The sequence below is a fragment of the Streptomyces sp. NPDC014734 genome, assembly GCF_043083325.1.
In the GTDB taxonomy this organism is placed as follows: domain Bacteria; phylum Actinomycetota; class Actinomycetes; order Streptomycetales; family Streptomycetaceae; genus Streptomyces.
The window spans coordinates 173,649-197,808 of sequence record NZ_JBIBYN010000016.1 but is presented as its reverse complement, the minus strand read 5'-3'; the positions used below and the strand labels follow the sequence as shown (position 1 = coordinate 197,808).

Sequence of the window (24,160 nt, the reverse complement as noted above, 5' to 3'; positions counted from 1 at the left end):
GCCCTCGGCGGAAAGTGACGAGGGGCACGAGAGGAAGCACGACAGGAGGCGCGACAGGGCCCGAGGAGGCACGACGAGACACGTGGAGCCACGAGGAGGGGTGTTCGCGAAAGGTGTGCGCGAGAGGCCTCGTGCCGCCGTCCGCGCGGGCGACGGTCGGGCGGGCAGTGGCCGACGCGGGTGACGGTCGGGGCCGGGCAGTGTTCGACATGGACGGCAGTCGGGGCCGGGCACGGGCCGACGCGGACGACGGTCGGGCCGGACCGGAGTCAGCTCGGTATGGTCCGTTCCGTCGGCAGGTGGTCCAGGCGGCGCAGGATGACGCCCTCGCGCAGCGCCCAGGGGCAGATCTCCAGTTCCTCGACGCCGAACAGGTCCATGGCCCCCTCCGCGACCAGGGCCCCGGCGAGCAGTTGGGCGGCCCGGCCCTCGGAGACACCGGGCAGGCCGCCGCGCCGCGCGACGGACATCGCCGCCAGTTCCGGCAGCCGCTCCTCCAGCGCCTTGCGGGTGAGGCCGCGCTGGACGCAGAGGCCCTCGGTGGAACGCGCGGCGCCCGCGATCCTGGCGAGCTGCTTGAAGGTCTTGGACGTGGCCACGACATGATCCGGGCGCCCGAGGCGGGTGAACTCCCCCACGCTCCGGGCGATCTGCGCGCGTACATGTCGGCGCAGCGCCTTCACGTCCGCCGGGTCCGGCGGATCACCCGGGAGCCACCCGGCGGTGAGCCGGCCCGCCCCGAGCGGCAGCGACACGGCCGCGTCCGGTTCCTCGTCGATGCCGTACGCGATCTCCAGCGAGCCGCCGCCGATGTCCAGGACCAGCAGTCGTCCGGCCGACCAGCCGAACCAGCGGCGCGCGGCGAGGAAGGTGAGCCGCGCCTCCTCCACGCCGCTGAGCACGGTGAGGTCGACGCCGGTCTCGTCCCGCACCCGGGCCAGCACCTGGTCGGCGTTGGTCGCCTCGCGCACGGCGGACGTGGCGAACGGCAGGACGTCCTCGCACCCCTTGTCCTCGGCCGCCTGGAGCGCATCGGCGATCGTGGCCACCAGTCGGTCCACCCCGTCGGGACCGATCGCACCGTCCTCGTCGAGCAGTTCGGCAAGGCGCAGTTCCGCCTTGTGCGAGTGCGCGGGCAGCGGACGGGCACCGGGGTGGGCGTCCACCACCAGCAGGTGCACCGTGTTCGAACCGACGTCGAGGACTCCGAGTCTCATACCCGGAACGCTACCGGGAGCGCGGACCTACGAGCTGGGGAGCAGGGGAAGGAACGGACTCCCCAGCTCGTTACCCTTGGCGCCGTGCCAAAGACGAAAAAGGCGAAGCCGGGCAAAACCACGAAGAAGTCGAACACGGAGCAGCGGAACGCGAAGCACAAGGATGCCGAGCAGGACGCGAAGCGGTCGGCGACGGAGCAGCGGGGAACGAAGCGGATGCACCAGCAGGAAGCGAACGGGCCGCTCCGGGCGGAGGACGAGACGGGCATCGACTTCGCACGCGCCTGGGTCGAGTTCCCCGACCCCGCCGACGACGAGCAGGTCTTCCGCTGCGACCTGACGTGGCTGACGTCCAGGTGGACCTGCATCTTCGGCAGCGGCTGCCAGGGCATCCAGGCGGGCCGCGCGGACGACGGCTGCTGCACGCTGGGCGCGCACTTCTCGGACGAGGACGACGAGGAGCGGGTGGCGGGCCACGTCGCGCGGCTGACGCCGGAACTGTGGCAGTTCCACGACGTCGGTGCGGAGACGGGCTGGGTCGAGGTCGACGAGGACGGGGAGCGCCAGACGCGGCGCTGGAAGGGTTCGTGCATCTTCCAGAACCGTCCCGGTTTCGCGGCAGGCGCGGGCTGCTCGCTGCACATCCTGGCGCTGCGGGAGGGCCGGGAGCCGCTGGAGACCAAGCCGGACGTCTGCTGGCAGCTGCCGGTCCGGCGTACCTACGAGTGGATCGACCGGCCCGACGACACCCGCGTGCTCCAGGTGTCGATCGGCGAGTACGACCGCCGGGGCTGGGGTCCGGGCGGCCACGATCTCCACTGGTGGTGCACCTCGGCGACATCGGCGCACGGAGCCGGGGAGCCGGTCTACGTGTCCTACCGCCCCGAGCTGATCGAGCTGATGGGCAAGGAGGGGTACGCCCGGCTGGTCGAGCTGTGCGAGGAACGGCTGTCCTCGCTGCTGCCGATGGCGCCGCACCCGGCGGACCCGGTCGATCGGGCCTGACCCCCGCCCCGGCCCCCGCCGCCGCGCGGGTGGCGCGGCCGGGAACGCAGATCCGTGTACCCGGGAACGTCGGTCGGCGTGCCCGGAAATGCCGGCCCGTGCACCTGGGAACGTCGGTCAGTGCGCCCGGAAATGCCGGTCCGCGTGCCCGGGTGCGGGGGCGGCCGAGCCGGTGGCGGGCGGCGGGGTGGCGGGGTCCGGGGACGGCGCGGGGTCGGCGGGCGCCGGGCTCGTCGGCGACGGCGCGGGGTCGGCCCGCGCGGGGGGCGGATCGGCCGGCCGCACGGGTCCCGGGGAGGACGGGGGCCGGTGCGGGCGCCCGGACGGGCCGGTGTGGACGGGCCCGCCCGCGTGCCCCGGACGGGCCACCGTCCTCCCGCTCCCCCGGACGGCCACGACGGCCCCCGAGGGGGCGAGGGTGATGCGCGCGCTCCAGCGGTGGTCGGGCTCGCGCGGATGGATCACCCGGACCCGGATGGTGACGCTCTCGCCCGCGGCGAGGGTGCCCGAGGACCGGCTGAGCCGCAGCCACGACACATCCGCTCGGGCCGACCAGGTGACCGGGGCACCGCCCGAGGCGGTCAGCCGCAGCAGTGTCGTGAAGTCGTACGAGCGGGCCTGGACGGTGAGCCCGTCGGCGCCGACCGGCACCGGCCCCGGGCTGATCACCTCGGCCGAGACCTCGGGTGCGCGGCCCGCCCCCGGACGGTGGCCGGTCCGCGGCCGGGCGTTGCCCGCGTTCTCGTAATGGCCGCGCGGGTCGTCGAGACGGCGGAGGTCCGTCCCGGTCGCCGCGACCGAGGAGCCCTCGTGCCCGCCGCCGGCCTGCGGCGCGCCGCGGTAGGCGGTCCACAGCGCGATGACCGGGGCCGCGACGACCGTGGCCACCACCGTCGTGGTCACCACCCTGGCCCGGAACCGGTCCCGGCGGGCGGCGTGGTCCTTCGGGTGCATGGGGAACCCCGCCCGGTCGAAGCGCGGCCCACCGGACCGGTTGCGCCGGGCGTGGGCCATCGCGACGTACGAGGAGGGCCGCGGCGCCGGTACGACCGGCAGGGCCGCGCCCGGGGTGACGGCGAGGCCCGGCCAGGGGCCCCGGGCACCGACCCGCTCGGCGGCCCGACGGCAGCGCGGGCAGTCGTCGACGTGCCGGACGAGTTCCCGGCGCAGGGTCGCCGAGAGCAGGACGCGGTGGCCGCCGGTGAGCCGGGCCACGGTGGGGCAGTTGCCGGACTCGACGACGGCGAGAGCGGCGCGGGTGCGTTCCACTTCGCAGGCGGCGGCGGCAAGGAGTTCGCGGGCGGTCGCCGGTTCGAGGCCCAGGACGGAGGCGATCGCACGTGGGGCGAGACGGTGGCGCACGGCGAGTTCGAGGGCCTCGCGCTGTTCGGGGGTGGTGCCCGCGGCCTCCGGCCAGGCCAGCTGGGCGAGTTCGCGACGGTGCGCCTCGGACATGGAATCGGAATCGGCATCGGGGTCGTACACGGCCTCGGTCGTGGGGGCGGGGCCGGACGCCGGGGCGTACGCCCGGCCCGAAGAGGCACCACCCGGCGCGAAGGGGGCGGGCGGCGGCGTGACGACCGGGGGCGTGCGGCGTGCGGCACGCGCGCCCTGGACGACCGACTGCCGCACGGACGGCTTGCCCGCCCCGTGGCGGTGCGCCCGGTACGCCTGTTTCCGCTCGGCGAGCCTGCGCAGACACATCCACCTGGCCAGCGCGTACAGCCAGGATTTACGTTCCTCCTCCCCGGCCGGACATCGCCCGTCCTGCCGCTCCGCGATCGCCAGCACGCCACCGAGCGCCTCGGTGGCCGCGTCGTGGTCGCAGAGCACGGAGAGGCAGTAGGTGAACAGGCCGTCGAGATGAGGCTCGTACCGTACGGGAGGTCGCTGCGGCACAGGCTGCGTCGAGGAGTGGGGCGCACGACGCCTCGTCCGGTGTGCGCCGGTGGTGTGCGTGGGGGGCTCCAGCCTGCTGCTCGTCATCCGGTGACCGTAGGCAGCACAGAGCACACCTTTGGCGCCGCTTCAGCTCATTTAACCCTTACGGGTGAACGTATCGCTCAAAAGGGGACAGGAATCCCTGATTCAGCACGTTGGAATCTGTTACTCCGCTAATCCGCCACTTCGTCGTTTCGCGGCCACCCCGCGGCCACTCCACCGATCGGCCGGGAACAGCGGGACCGACGGGAACACGGGGAACGAGGGGAACAGCCGGAAGGCGGGAAAGGCGGGAAGGGCGGTGGGGTCCGACCGTGCCCGGCGGCGCTGTCGGACCCCACCTATACGGTTGCGCCATGGCTGCCCGTACGAAAACCGCGAAGGACCGGCCGTCCTACCGCTGCACCGAATGCGGCTGGACCACCGCCAAATGGCTCGGCCGCTGCCCCGAATGCCACGCCTGGGGGACGGTCGAGGAGTTCGGCGGCGCCCCCGCCGTACGAACCACCGCGGCCGGCCGGGTCAGCACCGCCGCGCTCCCCATCGGCCAGGTCGACAGCCGACAGGCCACCGCCCGCTCGACCGGCGTCGGCGAGCTCGACCGGGTGCTCGGCGGGGGCCTCGTGCCCGGGGCCGTGGTGCTGCTCGCGGGCGAGCCGGGCGTCGGGAAGTCGACGCTGCTGCTGGACGTGGCCGCCAAGGCGGCGAGCGACGACCACCGCACGCTCTACGTCACCGCCGAGGAGTCCGCGAGTCAGGTACGCCTGCGCGCCGACCGCATCCGCGCGCTCAACGACCATCTGTACCTCGCCGCCGAGACCGACCTGTCCGCGGTCCTCGGGCATCTGGACGCGGTCAAGCCGTCGCTGCTGGTCCTCGACTCCGTGCAGACCGTCGCCTCCCCCGAGATCGACGGCGCCCCGGGCGGCATGGCCCAGGTCAGGGAGGTCGCCGGCGCGCTCATCCGGGCCTCCAAGGAGCGCGGCATGGCGACGCTCCTGGTCGGCCACGTCACCAAGGACGGCGCGATCGCGGGCCCGCGGCTGCTCGAACACCTCGTCGATGTGGTGCTGTCCTTCGAGGGCGACCGCCACGCCCGTCTGAGGCTCGTGCGAGGGGTCAAGAACAGGTACGGCGCGACCGACGAGGTCGGCTGCTTCGAGCTGCACGACGAAGGCATCACCGGCCTCGCCGACCCGTCCGGGCTGTTCCTGACCCGTCGCGACGAACCCGTTCCGGGCACCTGCCTGACCGTCACCCTGGAGGGCAAGCGCCCGCTCGTCGCCGAGGTGCAGGCGCTGACGGTCGACTCCCAGATCCCCTCGCCCCGGCGCACCACCTCCGGCCTGGAGACGTCCCGGGTGTCGATGATGCTGGCCGTGCTGGAGCAGCGCGGCCGGATCAGCGCGCTGGGCAAGCGCGACATCTACAGCGCGACGGTCGGCGGCGTGAAGCTCTCCGAGCCCGCGGCGGACCTCGCGGTCGCGCTGGCGCTGGCCAGCGCGGCGAGCGACACCCCCCTCCCCAAGAACCTTGTCGCGATCGGCGAGGTGGGCCTCGCGGGCGAGGTCAGACGGGTCACCGGGGTCCAGCGCAGACTCTCCGAGGCGCACCGTCTGGGCTTCACGCACGCCCTGGTTCCACCCGACCCCGGGAAGGTTCCTGCCGGTATGAAGGTCACAGAAGTCGCCGACATGGGTGAAGCGCTCAGAGTGCTGCCGCGCCGGTCTCGCGCACAGGCCCCCCAGGAAGAGGGCGCACGCCGGTAGACTTTGCCCTGGTCTCGCCCGCCCGTACGAACGGTATGAGGGACGTAAGGGCACCGCCAACCCGCGACCGGAGGAGTGCAGTGGCAGCCAGCGACCGGGCAGCATCGCCCGGAAAGTCCGGCCAAAGCACCGGCAACGAGGCGCTGATGCGCACCTCGTTGTCCTCCGTCGCGCCCGGAATGGCCCTGCGCGACGGCCTGGAGCGCATCCTCCGCGGCAACACCGGCGGGTTGATCGTGCTCGGCATGGACAAGACCGTCGAGTCCATGTGCACCGGCGGGTTCGTGCTGGACGTGGAGTTCACCGCGACGCGCCTGCGCGAGCTGGCCAAGCTCGACGGTGCGCTGATCCTCGACAAGGACATGACCAAGATCCTGCGCGCCGGTGTGCAGCTGGTCCCGGACGCCTCCATTCCCACGGAGGAGACCGGGACCCGTCACCGCACGGCGGACCGGGTCTCCAAGCAGTGCAACTTCCCGGTCGTCTCGGTCTCGCAGTCGATGCGACTGATCGCGCTCTACGTGAACGGCGAGCGCCGGGTCCTGGAGGAGTCTGCGGCGATCCTCTCCCGGGCCAATCAGGCACTGGCCACCCTGGAGCGGTACAAGCTCCGCCTCGACGAGGTTGCGGGCACACTGTCCGCGCTGGAGATCGAGGACCTGGTGACGGTCCGGGACGTGACGGCCGTCGCGCAGCGCCTGGAGATGGTCCGCCGGATCGCGACCGAGATCGCGGAGTACGTGGTGGAGCTGGGCACCGACGGCCGGCTTCTCTCTCTCCAGCTCGACGAGTTGATCGCGGGGGTCGAGCCGGAGCGTGAACTCGTCGTGCGGGACTACGTGCCGGAGCCGACCGCCAAGCGTTCCCGCACCGTCGCCGAGGCGCTGACCGAGCTCGACGCGCTCTCCCACACCGAGCTGCTCGAACTCCCGGTGGTGGCCAGGGCGCTGGGGTACAGCGGCTCCCCGGAGACGCTCGACTCGGCGGTCTCGCCGCGCGGTTTCCGGCTGCTGGCGAAGGTGCCGCGGCTCCCCGGCGCGATCATCGACCGGCTGGTGGAGCACTTCGGCGGCCTGCAGAAGCTCCTCGCCGCCAGCGTGGACGACCTCCAGACGGTCGACGGGGTGGGCGAGGCGCGGGCGCGCAGCGTGCGCGAGGGGCTCTCACGGCTGGCGGAGTCGTCGATCCTCGAACGGTACGTCTGAATCTGAAGCACCCGGGTCACGGGACCACCGGGCAACGAGACCGTCCGGAGCGCGGAACCTCCCGCACCACGAGACCGTCCGGACCGCAGGACCTCCCGGGCCACGAGATCTGTCGGCCTCGGTGGTGGCGCGTCCGGCGTCGGTCGTACCGCCGTGTCAGTCCTTCGCGAGGACGAACGAGGCGCGCGGCGGGGTTCCCTTGCGCACCGGCTGGCCCGCCACGTTCGCCTCGACCAGGTACGTCCCCGGCCCCGCGGTGCCCGTGGGCGACGTCGCGCAGTGCGCGGCGCTCTTCTTCAGGTCCCATTCCACGGTGTGGACGACGGTCGCGCCCGCCGGGAACTCCAGCAGCAGGCCTTCCGGGTTGCGCGGGCAGTCCTTGGAGGACCACACCTGGCTGTCGGCGCCACCGGCCTCGGTGACGGTGAGCACCGCGCTCCTCGGTCCGAAGTCGGCCTTGCAGGTGGCGGCGGACGTGTTCCTGGCGGTCAACCGGAACTTCGGCTTCTTGCCGAGGGCGTAGTTGAGTTCGGTGCTCAGGGTCAACTGCAGTGAACCGGGGGCGCAGTCGGGGAGCGAGGATCCCGCGGGAACCGGCCGGGCGGCCGTCGCACCACTGCCGCCCGCGCCGCCGGTGCCCGCACCGCCCGCACCGCCCGCGCCGTTCCCGCTGTCGCCCGCACCGCCGCCGGAACCGGTGCTCGTACCGCCGGTGCCCCCGGCGTCCGAGTCGCCCGACTCGTCGCGTCCGCCCGGCTGTTGGGTGATGGCCGGGCCCGACGGAGTGGGGCCCGGGGTGATCTCGTGCGCGGGACTGGACGCGCCGGACCGTGAATCGTCCGTGGTCCCCTTGCCGCCCCGGGAAGTGACGGCCCATACGATCAGCGCCGCGAGCAGCGCGACCAGCGCCACCGCCACCGCCCTCCGTCGCCAGTAAATGGTGGAGGGAAGCGGCCCGATCGGATTACGCAAAGATCCCACGCCGCAAACTGTACGAGAGATCCGCGCCAACTCCCTCCCCACCCGCCGTCGGACCCCGAAGTTTTACGGATCATCATCCCGGTCCGCCCTCTTCCGTACCGGCTTCGGGACAGCCCGGGAGAAGCACCCCGTCCGGTTGACTACCCTCTGTCACATGGATAGTTCAGTCACTGCCCCGCTCTACCGGGACGTCACCGACTTCGCGCATGACATGCCGTCATGGGTTCAGCATCTGGCCGCCGGGTGGACGGAGTTCGGTCTCCTGGTCTTCGGCGTCCTGTTCCTCACCGGGTGGTGGCGGGCCCGCCGGGGTGACGAGACCGCCCTGGCGCTGGCGGTGCTCGCCCCCCTCGCCACGGGATTCGGCTACGTGGTCAGCGAGGTGCTGAAGTCGATGGTGAACGAGGAACGCCCGTGCCGGGCCGTCGCCGGGGCGGCGGCGTCGCTGGTGCCGTGCCCGCCCGTCGGCGACTGGTCGTTCCCCAGCAACCACTCAGCGATCGCCGGCGCCGCCGCCGTGGCGGTGGCGCTCACCCGGCCCGTGCTGGCCTGGCTGACCGTGCCGATGGCGCTGTTGATGGCCTTCTCCCGGGTCTTCGTCGGAGTGCACTATCCGCACGACGTGGCGGTCGGGCTGGTACTGGGCGCGGTGGTGTCGGCCGTGGCGGTCCTGGCGCTGCGCCGTCCGGCGCGTGCGCTGGCCCTGACGGTGCGCGGCAGCGCGGCGCCGGTGGCCGCTCTGGTCTCCGGGCCGGGCACGGGCACGGGCCCGGCCGCCGGGCCGCGGACCGGCGGCCGGGGACGGCGACGCCGGACCGGACGCCGCTGACGGGGTAGGACGCCACGCCGGACCGGACGTCTCCGACGCGACGGCCGGCCGGACCGGCCCGGCCGCGCAACGGGGCGCCGGGTCGGGCGTCCCGCCCCGGCCGCCCGTCGCCCGCCCCCACCGCCCGTCGTCCACCCGACCGCTCCGGCGGGTCCGGCGCCCCTTGGGCCGGTTGCCGGACACCGGGGGGACAAGACGGGTGGCATTATCACCCCAAGGGCCCTCAGGACGGGCGACACCACCGTGCGCAGAGCCATCGCCCGTACTTCCGTGCCAGGATCGTCGGTGCGATGACTGCCATGACTGTGACACAGACGTCCCCCTCCCCCCTTCACACTCCCGTCATCGGGTGGTTCGAACAGCACGCCCGCGATCTGCCCTGGCGCCGCCCCGAAGCGGGTGCCTGGGGTGTGATGGTGAGCGAGTTCATGCTGCAGCAGACCCCCGTCAACCGGGTCCTCCCGGTCTACGAACAGTGGATGGCCCGTTGGCCTCGCCCGGCCGACCTGGCCGCCGAACCGCCGGGCGAGGCGGTTCGCGCCTGGGGCCGCCTCGGCTACCCGCGCCGGGCGCTGCGCCTGCACGGGGCCGCGCAGGCAATAACGGAACGGCACGGCGGCGACGTACCGAGCGAGCACGCCCAGTTGCTCGCGCTGCCCGGGATCGGCGAGTACACCGCGGCGGCCGTTGCCTCGTTCGCGTACGGGCAGCGTCATGCCGTGCTCGACACGAACGTGCGCCGGGTCTTCGCGCGGGCCGCGGGCGGCGTCCAGTACCCGCCGAACGCGACCACCGCCGCCGAACGCAAGCTGGCCCGTGCGCTGCTCCCCGAGGAGGACGAGCGGGCCGCCCGCTGGGCCGCCGCGACGATGGAGCTCGGCGCCCTCGTCTGCACCGCGAAGAACGAGGACTGCACCCGGTGCCCGATCGCCTCGCAGTGCGCCTGGCGGCTGGCCGGGAAGCCCGCTCACCAGGGGCCCCCGCGACGCGGTCAGACCTATGCGGGTACCGACCGGCAGGTGCGCGGGCGGCTGCTCGCCGTGTTGCGGGAGTCGGTGACACCGGTGCCGCAGACGGCCCTGGACGCGGTGTGGGACGAGCCGGTGCAACGCGCCCGGGCTCTGGACGGCCTGGTCGCGGACGGGCTTGTCGAGCCGCTGTCCGGCGGCCTGTACCGGCTGCCGCTGAGCTGAGCCGCCGCACCCGCCCACGGCCGGCCCGGCGCCCGTCACCGGTCCGTCCCGCACCGCCGCGCGACCGGCCCCGCCCCCGCTGTTACACAACCGATGGACAGCCGTGCGTCGGCGTATGGCTGCTCCGCACAACCTCGTGACAACGCCTCCGTAACGTCATCGACGCCGGCCCGACCGATCGATGGGCGGCGGTCATACGGGGTTCCACGGGGACGGAGGCGGTTGGAATGGCGCAGGGCGAGGTGCTCGAATTCGAGGAGTACGTACGCACCCGGCAGGACGCGCTGCTGCGCAGCGCACGCCGGCTGGTCCCCGACCCGGTGGACGCGCAGGACCTGCTGCAGACCGCCCTGGTCCGCACGTACGGCCGCTGGGACGGCATCGCCGACAAGTCCCTCGCCGACGCCTATCTGCGCCGCGTCATGATCAACACGCGTACCGAGTGGTGGCGGGCCCGCAAGCTGGACGAGGTCCCCACCGAGCAGCTTCCCGACGCGAGCGTCGAGGACGGCTCCGAGCAGCGCGCCGACCGTGCCCTGCTGATGGACGTGCTCGGAGTCCTGGCTCCCAAGCAGCGCAGCGTGGTCGTGCTGCGACACTGGGAGCAGATGAGTACGGAGGAGACGGCCGCCGCGCTCGGCATGTCGGCCGGTACGGTGAAGAGCACACTGCACCGCGCACTCGCGCGGCTGCGCCAGGAGCTGGAGAACCGTGAGGCGGCGAGCCGGGAGGCAGTGCTCCAGGAGGAGCGGCGCCCGGAGACGCAGGGCCGTGCCCCGGCCGTCGCGGGTGCGGTGCGTGCGCGGAAGGCGCCCGCCCGGGCCCGGGCGCAGGCGGGCAGGCATGTGGACGAACGGGGGCGGGAGCGGTGCGCGGCCTGACAGCCAGCGGTGACAGCGGCCACGGCGGCGATCCCTGCGGGGACTGCCCCGTCGGCGGCGGGGACGACGGCGGCCGAGGAGCCGCCGTCCGGCGTGGCCGGTCCCTGACCGGATGGGCGGCGAGTACCACGACCTTGGTCGGGCTCGCCGCTTTCGGGCTGTTCGCGGCGGGCTGCTCCAGCGGCGGGACCGGTACTCGGGACGAGGGCCCGGCCGGAACCCAGCCGGTCGCCGAGATCACGCCGAGTTCCGTCCCCACGTCCACGGCGAAGCCGACGCCGCGGGTCGACCCCGTGAGGCTGATCAAGGACGACTCCAAGGTCAGCGAGCGGGTCAGAACCGATCTGAAGCCCTGCACCGGCTCCGAGTACCCGGTGGACACCTCGTACGGAACCCTCACCGGCGGAACCTCGCCCGACGTCGTGGTGAACGTGATGACCTGCGGCGATTCCGTGGGTGTCGGTACATACGTGTACCGCCGGGAGTCCGGCGGGGCGTACGAGAACGTGTTCGCGATGGAACAGCCCGCGGTGTACGGCACCATCGACCGCGGCGAACTGGTGGTGACGGCCCAGGTCTACGGGAAGAAGGACGCGGTCGCGTACCCCTCCGGCGAGGAAGTGATCACCTACCGCTGGGCGGACAACCGGTTCGACGAGCACGACCGGGTCCACAACGACTTCAACCGAGCCGTCGGCAACGGAACAGCCGGACTTCCGGAGTCCGCCGAGCCGGCGGGGAACTGAGAGCAGTCCGATGGCCGAGACCCATGTCCTGTTCGTCGAGGACGACGACGTCATCCGCGAGGCCACCCAGCTGGCGCTGGAGCGCGACGGTTTCGCGGTCACCGCGATGCCCGACGGCCTGTCGGGCCTCGACGCGTTCCGGGCCGACCGCCCCGACATCGCCCTGCTCGACGTGATGGTGCCGGGCCTCGACGGGGTGAGCCTCTGCCGTCGCATCCGCGACGAGTCGACGGTCCCGGTGATCATGCTGTCGGCGCGGGCCGACTCGATCGACGTGGTGCTCGGGCTGGAGGCCGGTGCCGACGACTACGTCACCAAGCCCTTCGACGGGGCGGTCCTGGTCGCCCGGATCCGGGCCGTGCTGCGCCGCTTCGGTCACGCGGCGGGCGACCGGCCGGGCGGCGAACAGGAACCGGGCCAGGCCGGCGGGATGCTGGTCTTCGGCGACCTGGAGGTCGACACCGAGGGCATGGAGGTCCGCCGCGGCAGCGAGCAGGTGGCACTGACCCCGACCGAGATGCGGCTGCTGCTGGAGTTCTCCGCCGCGCCCGGCACGGTGCTCTCCCGCGACAAGCTCCTGGAGCGGGTCTGGGACTACGGCTGGGGCGGGGACACCCGTGTCGTCGATGTCCATGTGCAGCGGCTTCGCACGAAGATCGGGCAGGACCGGATCGAGACGGTCCGCGGCTTCGGTTACAAGCTCCGGCCATGAGGCGGCCGTCGCTGCGGACGAGCGTCCGCTGGAAGATCAGCATCGCGATCGCCGCGGTCGGCGCGCTGACCGCGGTGGCTCTCAGCCTCGTCGTCCACAACGCCGCCCGGGTCTCGATGCTGGAGAACGCGCGCGAGATCCAGCTGACACGGCTGACGTACGCGCAACTGCTGTACGAGGCGAAGAAGACGCAGAAGACCGACCCCCGGTTCGGTGCCAAGCTCAACGACTCGTCGATGCCGCGCAGCCTGCGCGAGGAGACCCGGAAGAATCGCCGGGCCACCCATGTCGAGGTGATGCGCAACGGGGTGCCCGACGTATGGGCGGCGGTGCCGGTCGGCAACGGCGACGTGCTCTCGCTGCACACCCGTTTCACCGGCCGCAGCGCCAAGATCATGGGCGATCTCGACCGGGCGCTGATCATCGGCTCGGTCTCGGTGGTGCTCGGCAGCTGTGCGCTCGGCGTGCTGATCGGCGGGCAGCTGTCGCGCCGGCTGCGCAAGGCCGCCGCGGCGGCGGGCACCGTCGCCCAGGGCAACACCGACGTACGGGTCAGGGAGGCCGTGGGCGGTGTCGTCCTGGACGAGACCGACGAACTGGCCCGTGCGGTGGACGCGCTGACGGACGCGCTGAACGAGCGGATCGAGGCCGAGCGCCGGGTCACCGCGGACATCGCGCACGAGTTGCGGACCCCGGTGACCGGTCTGCTGACCGCCGCCGAGCTGCTGCCGCCCGGCCGCCCCACCGAACTGGTACGGGACCGGGCGCAGGCGATGCGCACCCTGGTCGAGGACGTGCTGGAGGTGGCGCGGCTGGACAGCGCCTCGGAGCGGGCCGAGTTGCAGGAGATCGCGCTGGGCGAGTTCGTCAGCCGACGGATCGCGCTGCTGGACCCGGACGTGCGGGTGCAGGTCGTCCACGAGTCGTGGGTCAGCACCGATCCGCGTCGGCTGGAACGCATCCTCGGCAATCTGCTGGGGAACGCCGCCAAGCACGGTGCCACGCCGGTGGAGGTCACGGTCGAGGGCCGGGTGGTGCGCATCCGCGATCACGGTGCGGGGTTCCCGGCGGCGCTGCTGCGCGAGGGGCCGAGCCGGTTCCGTACCGGGAGCAGTGACCGGGCCGGGCACGGACATGGTCTGGGGCTGACGATCGCGGCCGGTCAGGCGCGGGTTCTCGGCGCCCGGCTGACCTTCCGCAACGCGGCCCCGGAGGGGGCGGAGATGGGCGCCGGCGGGGCGATCGCCGTGCTGTGGCTGCCCGAGCACGCGCCGACGAACACCGGGAGCTTCCCCATCCTGCGCGTGTCCGGCCAGCGGGCGGCGGTCGGCGAGGAGGCCGAGGGCGCGGAGCCTGGCCTCCGCCGGTCCGGCGGCTGAGAACCGGCTCGGGAAGGGCCCGGTCGGAACGATCTGCCCGGACGGCCGAGAACCCGGCCGGGGAGCGCCCGGCCGGGGAAAACCCGCCCGGACCGCGCGAGGGGGCCTCCGGAACACGTCCCCGAAGACCCCCGCAGAACGACCGGCGCCTACCGGGCGGCCGGTGTCTGCCCGGTGCCCGATCCCATGCCGCGCAACGGCACCTCCTTGACGAACACCGCCGCGAACAGCGCGATCACTCCGACCGAGGCGCCCACCAGGAAGGCGAGGTGCGTACCGGACGACACCGCGAACTGGTAGGCCTCGCGCATCGCCTCCGGCAGCTTCGCCAGGCTCGCCGCGTCCAGCTGTGCCGACCCGGCCGTGGCCGCCCCACCGCCGCGGGCCACCATCTCGTCCTGCACCCGCCCGGTGAACAGCGCACCCATGATCGCGACGCCGAACGAGCTGCCCAGCGTGCGGAAGAGGGTGGTCGCGGAGGAGGCGACCCCCATGTCCTTCATCTCCACGCTGTTCTGTGCGACGAGCATCGTGATCTGCATCAGGAAGCCCATGCCCGCGCCGAGCACCGCCATGTAGACGCCCGAGGTGAGGCGGGTGGTGCCGGTGTCCATCAGGGAGAGCAGGAACAGGCCGGTCACCATCAGGGCCGACCCCAGGATCGGAAAGATCTTGTACTTGCCCGTGCTGGTGGTGACGCGCCCGGCGATCAGCGACACGACCATCATCGCCAGCAGCATCGGCAGGAGCAGCAGTCCCGAGTTGGTCGCAGAGGCGCCCTGTACGGCCTGCTGGTACAGCGGCAGGAACAGCACCGCGCCGAACATCACGAACCCTGCCATGAAGCCTACGACGGACATCAGTGTGAAGTTGCGGTTGCGGAAGACGTGCAGCGGGATGATCGGCTCCGCAGCCCGTGCCTCGACGAGGACGAATCCGATGAGCGAGACGACGCCGATCGCGGCGAGTTCCATGATCATGGCGGAACCCCAGGCGTACTCCGTGCCGCCCCAGGTCGTGACGAGCACGATCGCGGTGATGCCGACCGTCAGCAGCCCGGCGCCGAGGTAGTCGACCTTCATCCGGGCGCGTTCCCGCTTCGGCAGGTGCAGCACGGTGGTGACCATCGCGAGGGCGACCGCGCCCAGCGGCAGGTTGATGTAGAAGCTCCAGCGCCAGCCGAGGTGGTCGGTGATGGTGCCGCCGACCAGCGGTCCGCCGATCATGGCGATGGCCATGACACCGGCCATCATGCCCTGGTACTTGCCTCGCTCACGGGGCGGCACCAGGTCGCCGATGATCGCCATGACGCCGACCATCAGACCGCCCGCGCCGAGTCCCTGCACCGCACGGAAGCCGATCAGCTGCCCCATGTCCTGGGCCATCCCGCTCAGCACCGAGCCGACCAGGAAGATCACGATGGACGTGAGGAATATGCCCTTGCGCCCGTACATGTCGCCGAGCTTGCCCCAGATGGGAGTGGAGGCCGCGGTGGCCAGGGTGTACGCGGTGACCACCCAGGACAGGTGTTCCAGACCACCGAGATCGCCGACGATGGTCGGCATGGCCGTGCCGACGATCAGGTTGTCCAGCATGGCGAGCAGCATCGTGATCATCAGGGCGAGCACCACCACCCGGACGCTGCGCTGCCTGCTTCCGGAATTCTCGGAGGGCGGGGCTTCCGCCCCCGCGCCCACCGTTTTCACCGTCTCGGACATGTCCGTCCCCCAACTCCCCTGTTCAGCTGTGCGAGCCCGGCGCTTACTTGCCGCCCGGCTAGTTGATTACACTGGGCAAAGTAGACCCGCTACTAGCCGGTCGTCAAGTAAGTTCGAGGAGAGAGCCATGGGCAGCACGCCGCAGCCACGCCGGGGCAACACGCGCCAGCGGATTCAGGACGTCGCCCTGGAGCTCTTCGCCGAACAGGGCTACGAGAAGACCTCGCTGCGCGAGATCGCGGAGCGGCTGGATGTCACCAAGGCCGCACTGTATTACCACTTCAAGACCAAGGAGGACATCCTGGTCGGCATCTTCGACGACCTGAACCGGCCGGTCGAGGAGTTGATCGAGTGGGGCAGGGAGCAGCCGCGCACGCTGGAGACGAAGAAGGAGATCCTGCGCCGCTACGGCGAGGCGCTGACCTCCGCCGCTCCGCTCTTCCGCTTCATGCAGGAGAACCAGGCGACCGTGCGCGACCTGAGCATCGGCATGACCATCAAGGACCGCGTCGTCGCGCTGGTCGACCTGGTCAAGGAGCCCGACGCGCCACTGGCCGACCAGGTGCGCTCCTTCACCGCGCTCTTCGCGATGCACGCGGGCGTCTTCGCCCTCAAGGACGCCGAGGGCAGCCCCGAGGAGAAGCGCGCCGCCGTCCTCGAAGTCGCCGTCGACCTGGTGACCCGGGCCCACGACGCGCAGCCCGCCGAGTAGCCGCCGCGGACACGCCCGTGCGGCGGGACCCGCCCCGGCCCCTGGGGGCGCGGGCGGGTCCCGCCGCACGGTGCGGCTTCCGCCCCTCGACCGGGTGTCCCCGGTCGAGGTCGTCCGTCCGGCCTCGGGGGCCGTCAGGCCGGGTCAGACCTCCGGCCGGGTCAGACCCCGATGCCCTTCTTGTGCAGGAACGAGACCGGGTTGACCGCGGAGCCGTAGTCGGCGGTGTGACGGATCTCGAAGTGCAGGTGCGGGCCGCTGGAGTTGCCGGTGTTTCCGGAGAGCGCGATCTTGTCGCCGGTCTTCACGGTCTGGCCGATGTGCACATCGATCTGCGAGAGGTGCGCGTACTGCGAGTACGTACCGTTGCCGTGCTTGATCACGACCGCGTTGCCGTACGCGGGACCGTCGCCGCCGCCGTTCGGGCCGGCCTTCACGACGGTGCCGCTGTGCGCTGCCTCGACCTTGGTGCCGACCGGCACGGCGAAGTCCTGGCCGGAGTGCTTGTGGGCCCAGCGGCTGCCGTCGTTGCCGAAGCTCGCGCTCAGCTCGTAACGGCTCACCGGCTTGTCCCAGCCCGCCGCCTTCTTCTCCGCCGCCTTCTTGGCCGCGGCGCGCTCGGCCTTGGCGATCTTGGCCGCCTTGCCCTGCACGGCCGCCTGCTTGGCGACCGAGTCGGCCGCGGCGCCGTCGATCAGGTTCGCGACGTGGGGGGCGCCCGCCGTGCCGGTCGCGAACGCAGCGCCCGCACCGAGCACCATCGTCGTCCCCAGACCGGCGGCCACCACGGCGCCACGGACACGGGACAGGGACGGGCGGCGGGAGTGCTTGAACGAAACGCGCTTCGACATATGCGGAAATCCTCCGGAGATGACGGGACCCGACGCTTCTGCCGGGCTGGCCATCCCTTGGTAACCCGCACCCCCATCTCCACTCAAACACCCCATCTACGAATAAAAGCCGTAGCGGCGAGTCGCGGGAATGCGCCGCGAGCCTCCCCCCGGCCGCCCCTCGAACCCGCCCGTCCGGGGCAAGCACAACCCCAGCTCGAAAGCCGCGAAGCGGACAGAACCCGCACATTCCTCCTTTCTTCACCTCCGTGTCGGGCACCCCTCCCGGCGCGGGGAGACCGGCCACCGCCGCGCACACCGCGCGCCCCCTATCGCCGGTAGTAGGCCCGGAACGGGCTGTGTGCCTTGTCACCGCCGGCGGGCCGGAAGCCTGTCCGTTTCGGGACCTTCGCCCCCCGGCTTGCTGCGTCGGCACGACAACCGAATCGGCTCCCGGGGACGGTGCCCCCATGTCCTTCATCAAGGGCATGGGGGCGCTCCCCGCAGATGCGCACCCCGCAGATGCGCACCCCGGGCATCCACGGGACGGGCCTTGCGGAGGCCGACGCGAGAAGCCGGGCGCGGGAAGGACCGGCAGGCAGCGGGAAAAGGGGCCGCAGGCAGGGGAAAAGGGGGCTGCCCCGGACCGTTTCACACGGTCCGGGGCAGCCCCCTTCGATCAGCTCGGCTCAGGCACGCACGTGCTCGGGCGTCCTCACACGTCCTTCGACATGTTCGGACCGGCCCCGCCCGCTGCCTGCTCGATCGGCGGGACGTCCGGCAGGGCCGACTTCTCCTCACCGCGGAAGGTGAAGGTCTTCTCCTCGCCCTCGCCCTCCGTGCCGACGACCACGATGTGACCGGGGCGCAGCTCGCCGAAGAGGATCTTCTCGGAGAGGATGTCCTCGATCTCGCGCTGGATCGTCCGGCGCAGCGGCCGGGCGCCCATCACGGGGTCGTAGCCCTTCTTCGCCAGGAGCGACTTGGCCTCCGAGCTCAGCTCGATGCCCATGTCGCGGTCCTTCAGGCGCTCGTCCACCTTGGCGAGCATGAGGTCGACGATCTGGATGATGTCGTCCTGGCTGAGCTGGTGGAAGACGACCGTGTCGTCGACACGGTTGAGGAACTCGGGCCGGAAGTGCTGCTTGAGCTCTTCGTTGACCTTGTTCTTCATCCGCTCGTACCCGGTCTTGACGTCGCCCTGGGCGGCGAAGCCCAGGTTGAAGCCCTTGGAGATGTCCCGGGTCCCGAGGTTGGTCGTCATGATGATGACCGTGTTCTTGAAGTCCACGACCCGGCCCTGGGAGTCGGTCAGACGACCGTCCTCCAGAATCTGGAGCAGGGAATTGAAGATATCGGGGTGGGCCTTCTCGACCTCGTCGAAGAGGACGACGGAGAACGGCTTGCGGCGCACCTTCTCGGTGAGCTGGCCGCCCTCTTCGTAGCCCACGTAACCGGGGGGCGAACCGAAGAGGCGGGAAACCGTGTGCTTCTCGCTGAACTCCGACATGTCGAGGGCGATCAGCGCGTCCTCGTCACCGAAGAGGAATTCGGCGAGCGTCTTGGAGAGCTCGGTCTTACCGACACCGGACGGGCCGGCGAAGATGAACGAACCACCGGGGCGCTTCGGGTCCTTCAGGCCGGCTCGCGTACGGCGGATCGCCTGCGAGAGGGCCTTGATGGCGTCCTTCTGGCCGATGACGCGCTTGTGGAGCTCGTCCTCCATGCGCAGCAGCCGGGAGGACTCCTCCTCCGTCAGCTTGAAGACCGGGATGCCGGTCGCGGTGGCGAGGACCTCGGCGATCAGCTCGCCGTCGACCTCGGCCACGACGTCCATGTCGCCGGCCTTCCACTCCTTCTCGCGCTTGGTCTTCGCGGCGAGGAGCTGCTTCTCCTTGTCGCGCAGGGACGCGGCCTTCTCGAAGTCCTGCGAGTCGATCGCGGACTCCTTGTCGCGGCGGACGCCCGCGATCTTCTCGTCGAACTCGCGGAGGTCCGGCGGCGCGGTCATCCGGCGGATGCGCATCCGGGACCCGGCCTCGTCGATCAGGTCGATCGCCTTGTCCGGCAGGAAGCGGTCGGAGATGTAGCGGTCGGCCAGGGTCGCGGCCTGGACCAGTGCCTCGTCCGTGATGGAGACGCGGTGGTGGGCCTCGTAGCGGTCGCGCAGCCCCTTGAGGATCTCGATCGTGTGCGGCAGCGACGGCTCGGCGACCTGGATGGGCTGGAAGCGGCGCTCCAGCGCGGCGTCCTTCTCCAGGTGCTTGCGGTACTCGTCGAGCGTGGTGGCGCCGATGGTCTGCAGCTCGCCGCGGGCCAGCATCGGCTTGAGGATGCTGGCGGCGTCGATCGCGCCCTCGGCGGCGCCCGCACCCACCAGGGTGTGGAGCTCGTCGATGAACAGGATGATGTCGCCGCGGGTGCGGATCTCCTTGAGGACCTTCTTCAGGCGTTCCTCGAAGTCACCGCGGTAGCGGGAGCCGGCGACGAGCGCGCCGAGGTCGAGGGTGTAGAGGTGCTTGTCCTTGAGGGTCTCGGGCACCTCGCCCTTGACGATGGCCTGCGCCAGTCCCTCGACGACCGCCGTCTTGCCGACGCCGGGCTCGCCGATGAGGACCGGGTTGTTCTTGGTGCGGCGGGACAGCACCTGCATGACCCGCTCGATCTCCTTCTCGCGCCCGATGACCGGGTCGAGCTTGGATTCGCGGGCCGCCTGGGTGAGATTCCTGCCGAACTGGTCGAGCACCAGGGACGTGGAGGGGGTGCCTTCCGCGGGCCCGCCCGCGGTGGCCGCCTCCTTGCCGCCGGAGTACCCGGAGAGCAGCTGGATGACCTGCTGCCGCACCCGGTTGAGGTCGGCTCCGAGCTTCACGAGCACCTGGGCGGCGACGCCCTCGCCCTCGCGGATCAGGCCGAGCAGGATGTGCTCGGTGCCGATGTAGTTGTGGCCGAGCTGAAGGGCCTCGCGGAGCGACAGCTCCAGGACCTTCTTGGCTCGGGGCGTGAAGGGGATGTGCCCGGACGGGGCCTGCTGGCCCTGGCCGATGATCTCCTCCACCTGCTGGCGGACCGCCTCGAGCGAAATCCCGAGGCTCTCCAGGGCCTTAGCGGCGACACCCTCACCCTCGTGGATCAGGCCCAGGAGGATGTGCTCGGTGCCGATGTAGTTGTGGTTGAGCATCCGGGCTTCTTCCTGAGCCAGGACGACAACCCGCCGCGCGCGGTCGGTGAACCTCTCGAACATCGTTAATCGCTCCTCAGAGCGGTCAGGCAGTAAGGGGTCGGTCCCCTCCCTGTCCTTCCGCAGCTTAGTCCCGCAAGCGGGGACCGCTCATTCCAACTGCCGACACCGTCCTTGGCCTCCTGCCCCGAACGCCGACATCTGCTCCAACCTGATGGTGCGAGACGATGTTCCCGCAGGCCAGGCGGATACCCCTATCGCCTGTACGCCGATGGCGAACGTGAGATGCCCGAACCTGCGTGTCGCCTCTCCCCACCAGTCATGTCTTACCCGCAATTACAGACAGTCCATGCGGCGCATGCCGGTTCCCTCCGCTATGGGCGAACATTTTTGCGTCGCCCCACACGCCCATAAAACCGCATTCCTGGCACATCGCACATCTGAGGGCGGACTCTGTGTGACCCCGGGCGTCTCCGGACGCGCCTCGGGCATGTCCGTCGCAGCCCCGGCTTCCCCGCCGACGTCCGGCGGCGGGAGCGAGGGGTACGGCGCGGAGCTCTGCACCGGGCTCGGTGGTACGAGCGCGAACTCGGGCGGACGACCGGGGCATCGCGCCCCCGAAGCGCCCGTGGCCGTGGAGCGGGCAACACCGCGAGGGCCGACCTCGCCGGGCCGGTGGCGTCGACCGGGAACCCGACGAGCCCGCCGACGACGGCGGGAGGCGTCGAGAGGACCGCCGGACCGCTCGGCCGACCGGAACGGGGCGGAGCCGCCCCCTCGCCGGCCGCCGTCGGCAGCGACGGCCGGGATCACCGCACCGGCACCGCCCGCGAAGGCGGCGGGCCGGTCAGGGGCCGCCGAACGGCTGCGGCCCCCGGGCTGCCGCACGAGGGAGAGTCGGGGCCCCCGACCCCTTCGGCCCCGGGAGCGACGGCGAGGACGCTCCCGATCTCGTGCGGCTCATGGACGCGATGGCGGAGGAATGCCATCGGGTCCGGTTGTCGCTTGTCCGGACAGGACGGTCGACCGACGGGTCGACCGCTCAGCCGTTGGCCTTCTCGTAAGCCTCGCGAATCTCCGCGGGAACACGGCCTCGGTCATTCACATTGTGACCGTTCTCGCGCGCCCACTTACGGATCTCCGCGGTGTCCTTGTTGCCACCGGCAACGGCGCGGCCCCGACCGCGACCGGCCGCGGCGCGGCCACCCGTACGCCGACCACTCTTGGTGTACGGCTCAAGAAGACCGCGGAGCTTGTCCGCGTTGCTCGTCGTGAGGTCAATCTCGTACGTCTTGCCATCCAGGGCGAACGTGACCGTCTCGTCCGCCTCGCCGCCGTCGAGGTCGTCCACAAGAAGGACCTGAACCTTCTGTGCCACCGGATTTCCTTTCATCGAAAATGCAGTACGCGGAAAGGAAACCGCTTTTCCCCGGAAAACACAAACCCTCGGCAGAGGTTCGGGTGCGCAAGAAGCCGGGAAACGTGCGCGATTCGGACATAGAGTCACGCCTTCTTGTGGCCGTCACAGGTGCAGAAGCATCCGGCTGTTGCCCAAGGTGTTCGGCTTCACTCGTTCGAGACCGAGGAACTCCGCCACGCCCTCGTCATAGGAACGCAGCAGCTCGCTGTAGACATCTCCGTCGACCGGTGTCTCTCCGATCTCCACGAAGCCGTGCTTCGCGAAGAAGTCGACTTCGAAGGTCAGACAGAAAACCCGGCGTACGCCCAGCCATCGAGCGGTCTGCAACAACTTGTCCAGGACTTGATGCCCGACGCCGGCGCCCCTGATGCTGTGATCGACCGCGAGAGTACGCACTTCGGCCAGGTCTTCCCACATCACGTGCAGGGCGCCGCATCCGATGACCCGGGCGTCCTCGTCGCGTTCCGCGACCCAGAACTCCTGGATGTCCTCGTAAAGCGTCACCGTCGCTTTGTCGAGCAGGATCCCTTCGCGTACGTAACCGTCGAGGAGACTGCGGACCGACGCCACATCACTGGTCCTGGCACGTCGGACGGTGACGGCCACGTTTATAACCGACGGCTCGGTACGGAAATCGGTATGCGGAAGCTCTGAGGACATACCCCGACGCTATCGCCCGGCCCCCGGAAGCGCTTCATCGCCCGGAACTTCGGACTGCCCGCCGGACCGTTCCCCGGGCTGTTCCGCGCCCCGGCCGGTACCCGCACGCCCGGTCGGCACGTCCGCCGGTTCGCCCGCCGGTTCGCCCGCCGGTTCGTCCCGCGCGGCCCCGGACTCGGCCTCCGGCGGGGCCCCGGTCCGGCCGTCCGGCGCTTCGTGGTCCGATGCCGCCGAAACGTCCTGGAGGTCCGGAAGAATGATCCGCATGGCGTCCTGGAGCGCTTCGCGCTGTTCGGCCGACATCATCCCGAAGAAGGCGACAAGGGCGGCCGCCGGGTTGTCACTGTGCGACCAGGCTTCGTTCATCAGTGCGGCCGAGTATGCGGCACGGGTGGAGACCGCCGTATATCGATATGCGCGGCCGTCGACTTCCCTGCGCACCCAGCCCTTCTGATGGAGATTGTCCATTACCGTCATGACGGTGGTGTAGGCGATGGAGCGTTCCCGCTGAAGGTCCTCAAGGACTTCCCGCACGGTGACCGGGCGGTTCCATTGCCAGACCCGTGTCATCACGGCGTCTTCCAGTTCTCCCAATTGACGGGGCACAACGTCACCTTAGTGCTATTTGCCCGAAATGCCCGGCTATTCATGCGACAAAAGGGCGCACGGCTCGCCATGAGCCGTGCGCCCTTCACGCACTGCGGGAGAACGGGGCGCTCAGGCGCCGCCGCCGTGCGGAGCCTGCTGGACCGACTCGGCGCGGCCCATCGCCGCGTCCACGGCCGCGTCCTCCTTGGCCTTGTTGGGACCGCCCTGGCTCTTGATGATCGTCACGACGAGGCCGATGAAGAAGACGGCCATCACCACGGGGGGCACGAGCGCCGATACATAGTCCATGCCGTCCAGAGTAGCGAGGCCGGTACGGACTTCCGCGCGCGCCCTCCGCGTTTTTCCGCGCGCACCCTCCGCGTCGCGAACCGCTACCCGGCGGCCCGCTCCTGGGGCGGCGGGGCCGGGCGCCGACGCGGCGGGAACACCTCGGAGGGCTTGGGTGCCGGACGTTCGGAGGGGGCGGCGGGCCGGGGCGGGGCCGGGGGTGCCTTGGGCCGTTCGGGTTCGGCGTCGGCGGCCCGGCCGCCGGGCAGGGCCAGCAGGCGGCTGCGGGGGGCGGGCGTCGTCGCGGGTGCGGAGCGTCCGGCGAGACGGGCCCGTACCGACCGTTCCGCGAGCGCCTGGCAGCGCTCCAGGAGCGCCGCCGCCACCGGCCGGTGACGCAGGGCCCGCAGCGCGGCGAGGTCGTCGGGGCGGGGGTCGTATCCGGCCGCCAACGCGTCCTGGAGGAGTTCCAGGTACCCGCCGGCGGAGCCGGGGAGGGCATCGCGGTAGCGGGCGAGGTCGGCGAGGAGGAAGGCGCGCAGCCGTCCCGCCTCCCCGGCCGCCTCGTCGACCGCCTCCGCCAGGCGCAGGCAGTCCTGGACGTCCTCGTGGGGCAGGGGGGCGGGGTGAAGGGCGACGGCGAGGGCGCGCCGGAGCACACGCAACTCGTCCGCGCCGAACGCCATACCGCCGCGTGTTCCGTAGGGCGTGGGCATGGCGCGACAATACGTGCTAAATGGACAAAATCGGCTTAACCGGTCGTGGGGGGGGGGGGGGGGGGCCCCCCCCCCCCCCCCCCCCCCCCCCCCCGCCGGGGGGGCCCCCCCCCCCCCGGGGGGGGGGCCGCCCCCCCCGCCCCCCCCCCCCCCCCCCCCCCGGGGGCCGCCCCCCCCCCCCCCCCCCGT

The 24,160-nt window shown here is 71.5% G+C and carries 21 protein-coding genes; 10 read left to right on the top strand and 11 right to left on the bottom strand.

The annotated features are described in order from the left end of the window. Positions 1–269: 269 nt before the first annotated feature. Positions 270–1,217 (bottom strand): Ppx/GppA family phosphatase, encoded by a 948-nt coding sequence (locus tag ACF1CT_RS24495; RefSeq protein ID WP_391786057.1) that lies wholly within the window; start codon positions 1,215–1,217, stop codon positions 270–272. A gap of 84 nt (positions 1,218–1,301) precedes the next feature. Here ACF1CT_RS24495 and ACF1CT_RS24490 point away from each other — a divergent pair, with 84 nt between their 5' ends. Next, positions 1,302–2,222 carry a hypothetical protein gene (locus ACF1CT_RS24490; protein WP_391786056.1) on the top strand — a complete coding sequence of 307 codons (921 nt, stop codon included), beginning with the start codon at positions 1,302–1,304 and terminating at the stop codon, positions 2,220–2,222. A 117-nt stretch (positions 2,223–2,339) separates the two neighbouring features. Here the strand turns inward: ACF1CT_RS24490 and ACF1CT_RS24485 are convergent, their stop codons facing one another. Then, the gene (locus ACF1CT_RS24485; RefSeq protein ID WP_391786055.1) at positions 2,340–4,208 is read right to left on the bottom strand and encodes a hypothetical protein; all 1,869 of its coding nucleotides are present in this window, start codon (positions 4,206–4,208) and stop codon (positions 2,340–2,342) included. A gap of 311 nt (positions 4,209–4,519) precedes the next feature. Here ACF1CT_RS24485 and radA point away from each other — a divergent pair, with 311 nt between their 5' ends. Both radA and disA read left to right on the top strand, forming a co-directional pair. Then, positions 4,520–5,932 (top strand): DNA repair protein RadA, encoded by a 1,413-nt coding sequence (radA, locus tag ACF1CT_RS24480; protein WP_391786054.1) that lies wholly within the window; start codon positions 4,520–4,522, stop codon positions 5,930–5,932. Positions 5,933–6,012: 80 nt separating this feature from the next. Next, positions 6,013–7,137: a DNA integrity scanning diadenylate cyclase DisA gene (gene disA, locus ACF1CT_RS24475; RefSeq protein ID WP_376239628.1), complete on the top strand. Its 1,125-nt coding sequence runs from the start codon at positions 6,013–6,015 to the stop codon at positions 7,135–7,137. A 156-nt stretch (positions 7,138–7,293) separates the two neighbouring features. Here disA and ACF1CT_RS24470 read toward each other — a convergent pair whose 3' ends face one another. Further along, positions 7,294–8,118: a hypothetical protein gene (locus ACF1CT_RS24470; RefSeq protein ID WP_391786053.1), complete on the bottom strand. Its 825-nt coding sequence runs from the start codon at positions 8,116–8,118 to the stop codon at positions 7,294–7,296. A gap of 154 nt (positions 8,119–8,272) precedes the next feature. Between ACF1CT_RS24470 and ACF1CT_RS24465 the strand changes: the two genes are divergently transcribed. The 6 genes from ACF1CT_RS24465 (at position 8,273) to cseC (ending at position 13,858) form a co-directional block, all read left to right on the top strand. After that, entirely contained in the window at positions 8,273–8,947 is a 675-nt protein-coding gene (locus ACF1CT_RS24465; protein WP_391786052.1) for a phosphatase PAP2 family protein, read from the top strand. 290 nt (positions 8,948–9,237) lie between these two features. Further along, positions 9,238–10,140: an A/G-specific adenine glycosylase gene (locus ACF1CT_RS24460; RefSeq protein WP_391786051.1), complete on the top strand. Its 903-nt coding sequence runs from the start codon at positions 9,238–9,240 to the stop codon at positions 10,138–10,140. A 227-nt stretch (positions 10,141–10,367) separates the two neighbouring features. Further along, complete coding sequence (locus ACF1CT_RS24455) at positions 10,368–11,021, top strand: SigE family RNA polymerase sigma factor (protein WP_391786050.1); 654 nt, start codon at positions 10,368–10,370, stop codon at positions 11,019–11,021. Further along, positions 11,009–11,767: a hypothetical protein gene (locus ACF1CT_RS24450; protein ID WP_391786049.1), complete on the top strand. Its 759-nt coding sequence runs from the start codon at positions 11,009–11,011 to the stop codon at positions 11,765–11,767. Before ACF1CT_RS24455 ends, ACF1CT_RS24450 begins: the two co-directional genes overlap by 13 nt. 10 nt (positions 11,768–11,777) lie before the next feature. Further along, on the top strand, positions 11,778–12,479 hold the full coding sequence (gene cseB, locus ACF1CT_RS24445) for a two-component system response regulator CseB (protein ID WP_391786048.1): 702 nt from the start codon (positions 11,778–11,780) through the stop codon (positions 12,477–12,479). Next, positions 12,476–13,858 carry a two-component system sensor histidine kinase CseC gene (cseC, locus tag ACF1CT_RS24440; protein WP_391786047.1) on the top strand — a complete coding sequence of 461 codons (1,383 nt, stop codon included), beginning with the start codon at positions 12,476–12,478 and terminating at the stop codon, positions 13,856–13,858. The genes cseB and cseC overlap by 4 nt, the downstream gene beginning before the upstream one ends. A gap of 149 nt (positions 13,859–14,007) precedes the next feature. Here the strand turns inward: cseC and ACF1CT_RS24435 are convergent, their stop codons facing one another. Next, positions 14,008–15,576 (bottom strand): MDR family MFS transporter, encoded by a 1,569-nt coding sequence (locus ACF1CT_RS24435; protein ID WP_391786046.1) that lies wholly within the window; start codon positions 15,574–15,576, stop codon positions 14,008–14,010. A gap of 127 nt (positions 15,577–15,703) precedes the next feature. Here ACF1CT_RS24435 and ACF1CT_RS24430 point away from each other — a divergent pair, with 127 nt between their 5' ends. Then, complete coding sequence (locus ACF1CT_RS24430) at positions 15,704–16,288, top strand: TetR/AcrR family transcriptional regulator (RefSeq protein WP_391786045.1); 585 nt, start codon at positions 15,704–15,706, stop codon at positions 16,286–16,288. A 161-nt stretch (positions 16,289–16,449) separates the two neighbouring features. Here the strand turns inward: ACF1CT_RS24430 and ACF1CT_RS24425 are convergent, their stop codons facing one another. From ACF1CT_RS24425 to ACF1CT_RS24395, 7 genes are all read right to left on the bottom strand, one after another. Beyond that, positions 16,450–17,139, bottom strand: a complete 690-nt coding sequence (locus ACF1CT_RS24425; protein ID WP_391786044.1) for a M23 family metallopeptidase — start codon at positions 17,137–17,139, stop codon at positions 16,450–16,452. A gap of 694 nt (positions 17,140–17,833) precedes the next feature. Beyond that, positions 17,834–20,362 (bottom strand): ATP-dependent Clp protease ATP-binding subunit, encoded by a 2,529-nt coding sequence (locus ACF1CT_RS24420; RefSeq protein ID WP_391786043.1) that lies wholly within the window; start codon positions 20,360–20,362, stop codon positions 17,834–17,836. Between the two features lie 979 nt (positions 20,363–21,341). Next, positions 21,342–21,677 carry an Lsr2 family protein gene (locus ACF1CT_RS24415; RefSeq protein WP_391786082.1) on the bottom strand — a complete coding sequence of 112 codons (336 nt, stop codon included), beginning with the start codon at positions 21,675–21,677 and terminating at the stop codon, positions 21,342–21,344. A 144-nt stretch (positions 21,678–21,821) separates the two neighbouring features. Next, on the bottom strand, positions 21,822–22,379 hold the full coding sequence (locus tag ACF1CT_RS24410) for an amino-acid N-acetyltransferase (RefSeq protein WP_391786042.1): 558 nt from the start codon (positions 22,377–22,379) through the stop codon (positions 21,822–21,824). Positions 22,380–22,388: 9 nt separating this feature from the next. Further along, on the bottom strand, positions 22,389–22,985 hold the full coding sequence (locus ACF1CT_RS24405) for a BlaI/MecI/CopY family transcriptional regulator (protein WP_391786041.1): 597 nt from the start codon (positions 22,983–22,985) through the stop codon (positions 22,389–22,391). Between the two features lie 111 nt (positions 22,986–23,096). Further along, positions 23,097–23,276, bottom strand: coding sequence for a hypothetical protein (locus ACF1CT_RS24400; protein WP_391786040.1), 180 nt, complete (start codon positions 23,274–23,276; stop codon positions 23,097–23,099). Between the two features lie 83 nt (positions 23,277–23,359). Continuing rightward, on the bottom strand, positions 23,360–23,941 hold the full coding sequence (locus tag ACF1CT_RS24395; protein ID WP_391786081.1) for a hypothetical protein: 582 nt from the start codon (positions 23,939–23,941) through the stop codon (positions 23,360–23,362). Between the last annotated feature and the right edge of the window lie 219 nt (positions 23,942–24,160).

What these genes read in the sequence shown, in the direction of transcription:
- ACF1CT_RS24495 (WP_391786057.1), bottom strand. Translation starts at nt 1,217, where the DNA reads ATGAGACTCGGAGTCCTCGACGTCGGTTCGAACACGGTGCACCTGCTG.
- ACF1CT_RS24485 (WP_391786055.1), bottom strand. Translation starts at nt 4,208, where the DNA reads ATGACGAGCAGCAGGCTGGAGCCCCCCACGCACACCACCGGCGCACAC.
- radA (WP_391786054.1), top strand. Translation starts at nt 4,520, where the DNA reads ATGGCTGCCCGTACGAAAACCGCGAAGGACCGGCCGTCCTACCGCTGC.
- ACF1CT_RS24465 (WP_391786052.1), top strand. Translation starts at nt 8,273, where the DNA reads ATGGATAGTTCAGTCACTGCCCCGCTCTACCGGGACGTCACCGACTTC.
- ACF1CT_RS24460 (WP_391786051.1), top strand. Translation starts at nt 9,238, where the DNA reads ATGACTGCCATGACTGTGACACAGACGTCCCCCTCCCCCCTTCACACT.
- ACF1CT_RS24455 (WP_391786050.1), top strand. Translation starts at nt 10,368, where the DNA reads ATGGCGCAGGGCGAGGTGCTCGAATTCGAGGAGTACGTACGCACCCGG.
- cseB (WP_391786048.1), top strand. Translation starts at nt 11,778, where the DNA reads ATGGCCGAGACCCATGTCCTGTTCGTCGAGGACGACGACGTCATCCGC.
- cseC (WP_391786047.1), top strand. Translation starts at nt 12,476, where the DNA reads ATGAGGCGGCCGTCGCTGCGGACGAGCGTCCGCTGGAAGATCAGCATC.
- ACF1CT_RS24435 (WP_391786046.1), bottom strand. Translation starts at nt 15,576, where the DNA reads ATGTCCGAGACGGTGAAAACGGTGGGCGCGGGGGCGGAAGCCCCGCCC.
- ACF1CT_RS24430 (WP_391786045.1), top strand. Translation starts at nt 15,704, where the DNA reads ATGGGCAGCACGCCGCAGCCACGCCGGGGCAACACGCGCCAGCGGATT.
- ACF1CT_RS24425 (WP_391786044.1), bottom strand. Translation starts at nt 17,139, where the DNA reads ATGTCGAAGCGCGTTTCGTTCAAGCACTCCCGCCGCCCGTCCCTGTCC.
- ACF1CT_RS24420 (WP_391786043.1), bottom strand. Translation starts at nt 20,362, where the DNA reads ATGTTCGAGAGGTTCACCGACCGCGCGCGGCGGGTTGTCGTCCTGGCT.
- ACF1CT_RS24410 (WP_391786042.1), bottom strand. Translation starts at nt 22,379, where the DNA reads ATGTCCTCAGAGCTTCCGCATACCGATTTCCGTACCGAGCCGTCGGTT.
- ACF1CT_RS24400 (WP_391786040.1), bottom strand. Translation starts at nt 23,276, where the DNA reads ATGGACTATGTATCGGCGCTCGTGCCCCCCGTGGTGATGGCCGTCTTC.
- ACF1CT_RS24395 (WP_391786081.1), bottom strand. Translation starts at nt 23,941, where the DNA reads ATGGCGTTCGGCGCGGACGAGTTGCGTGTGCTCCGGCGCGCCCTCGCC.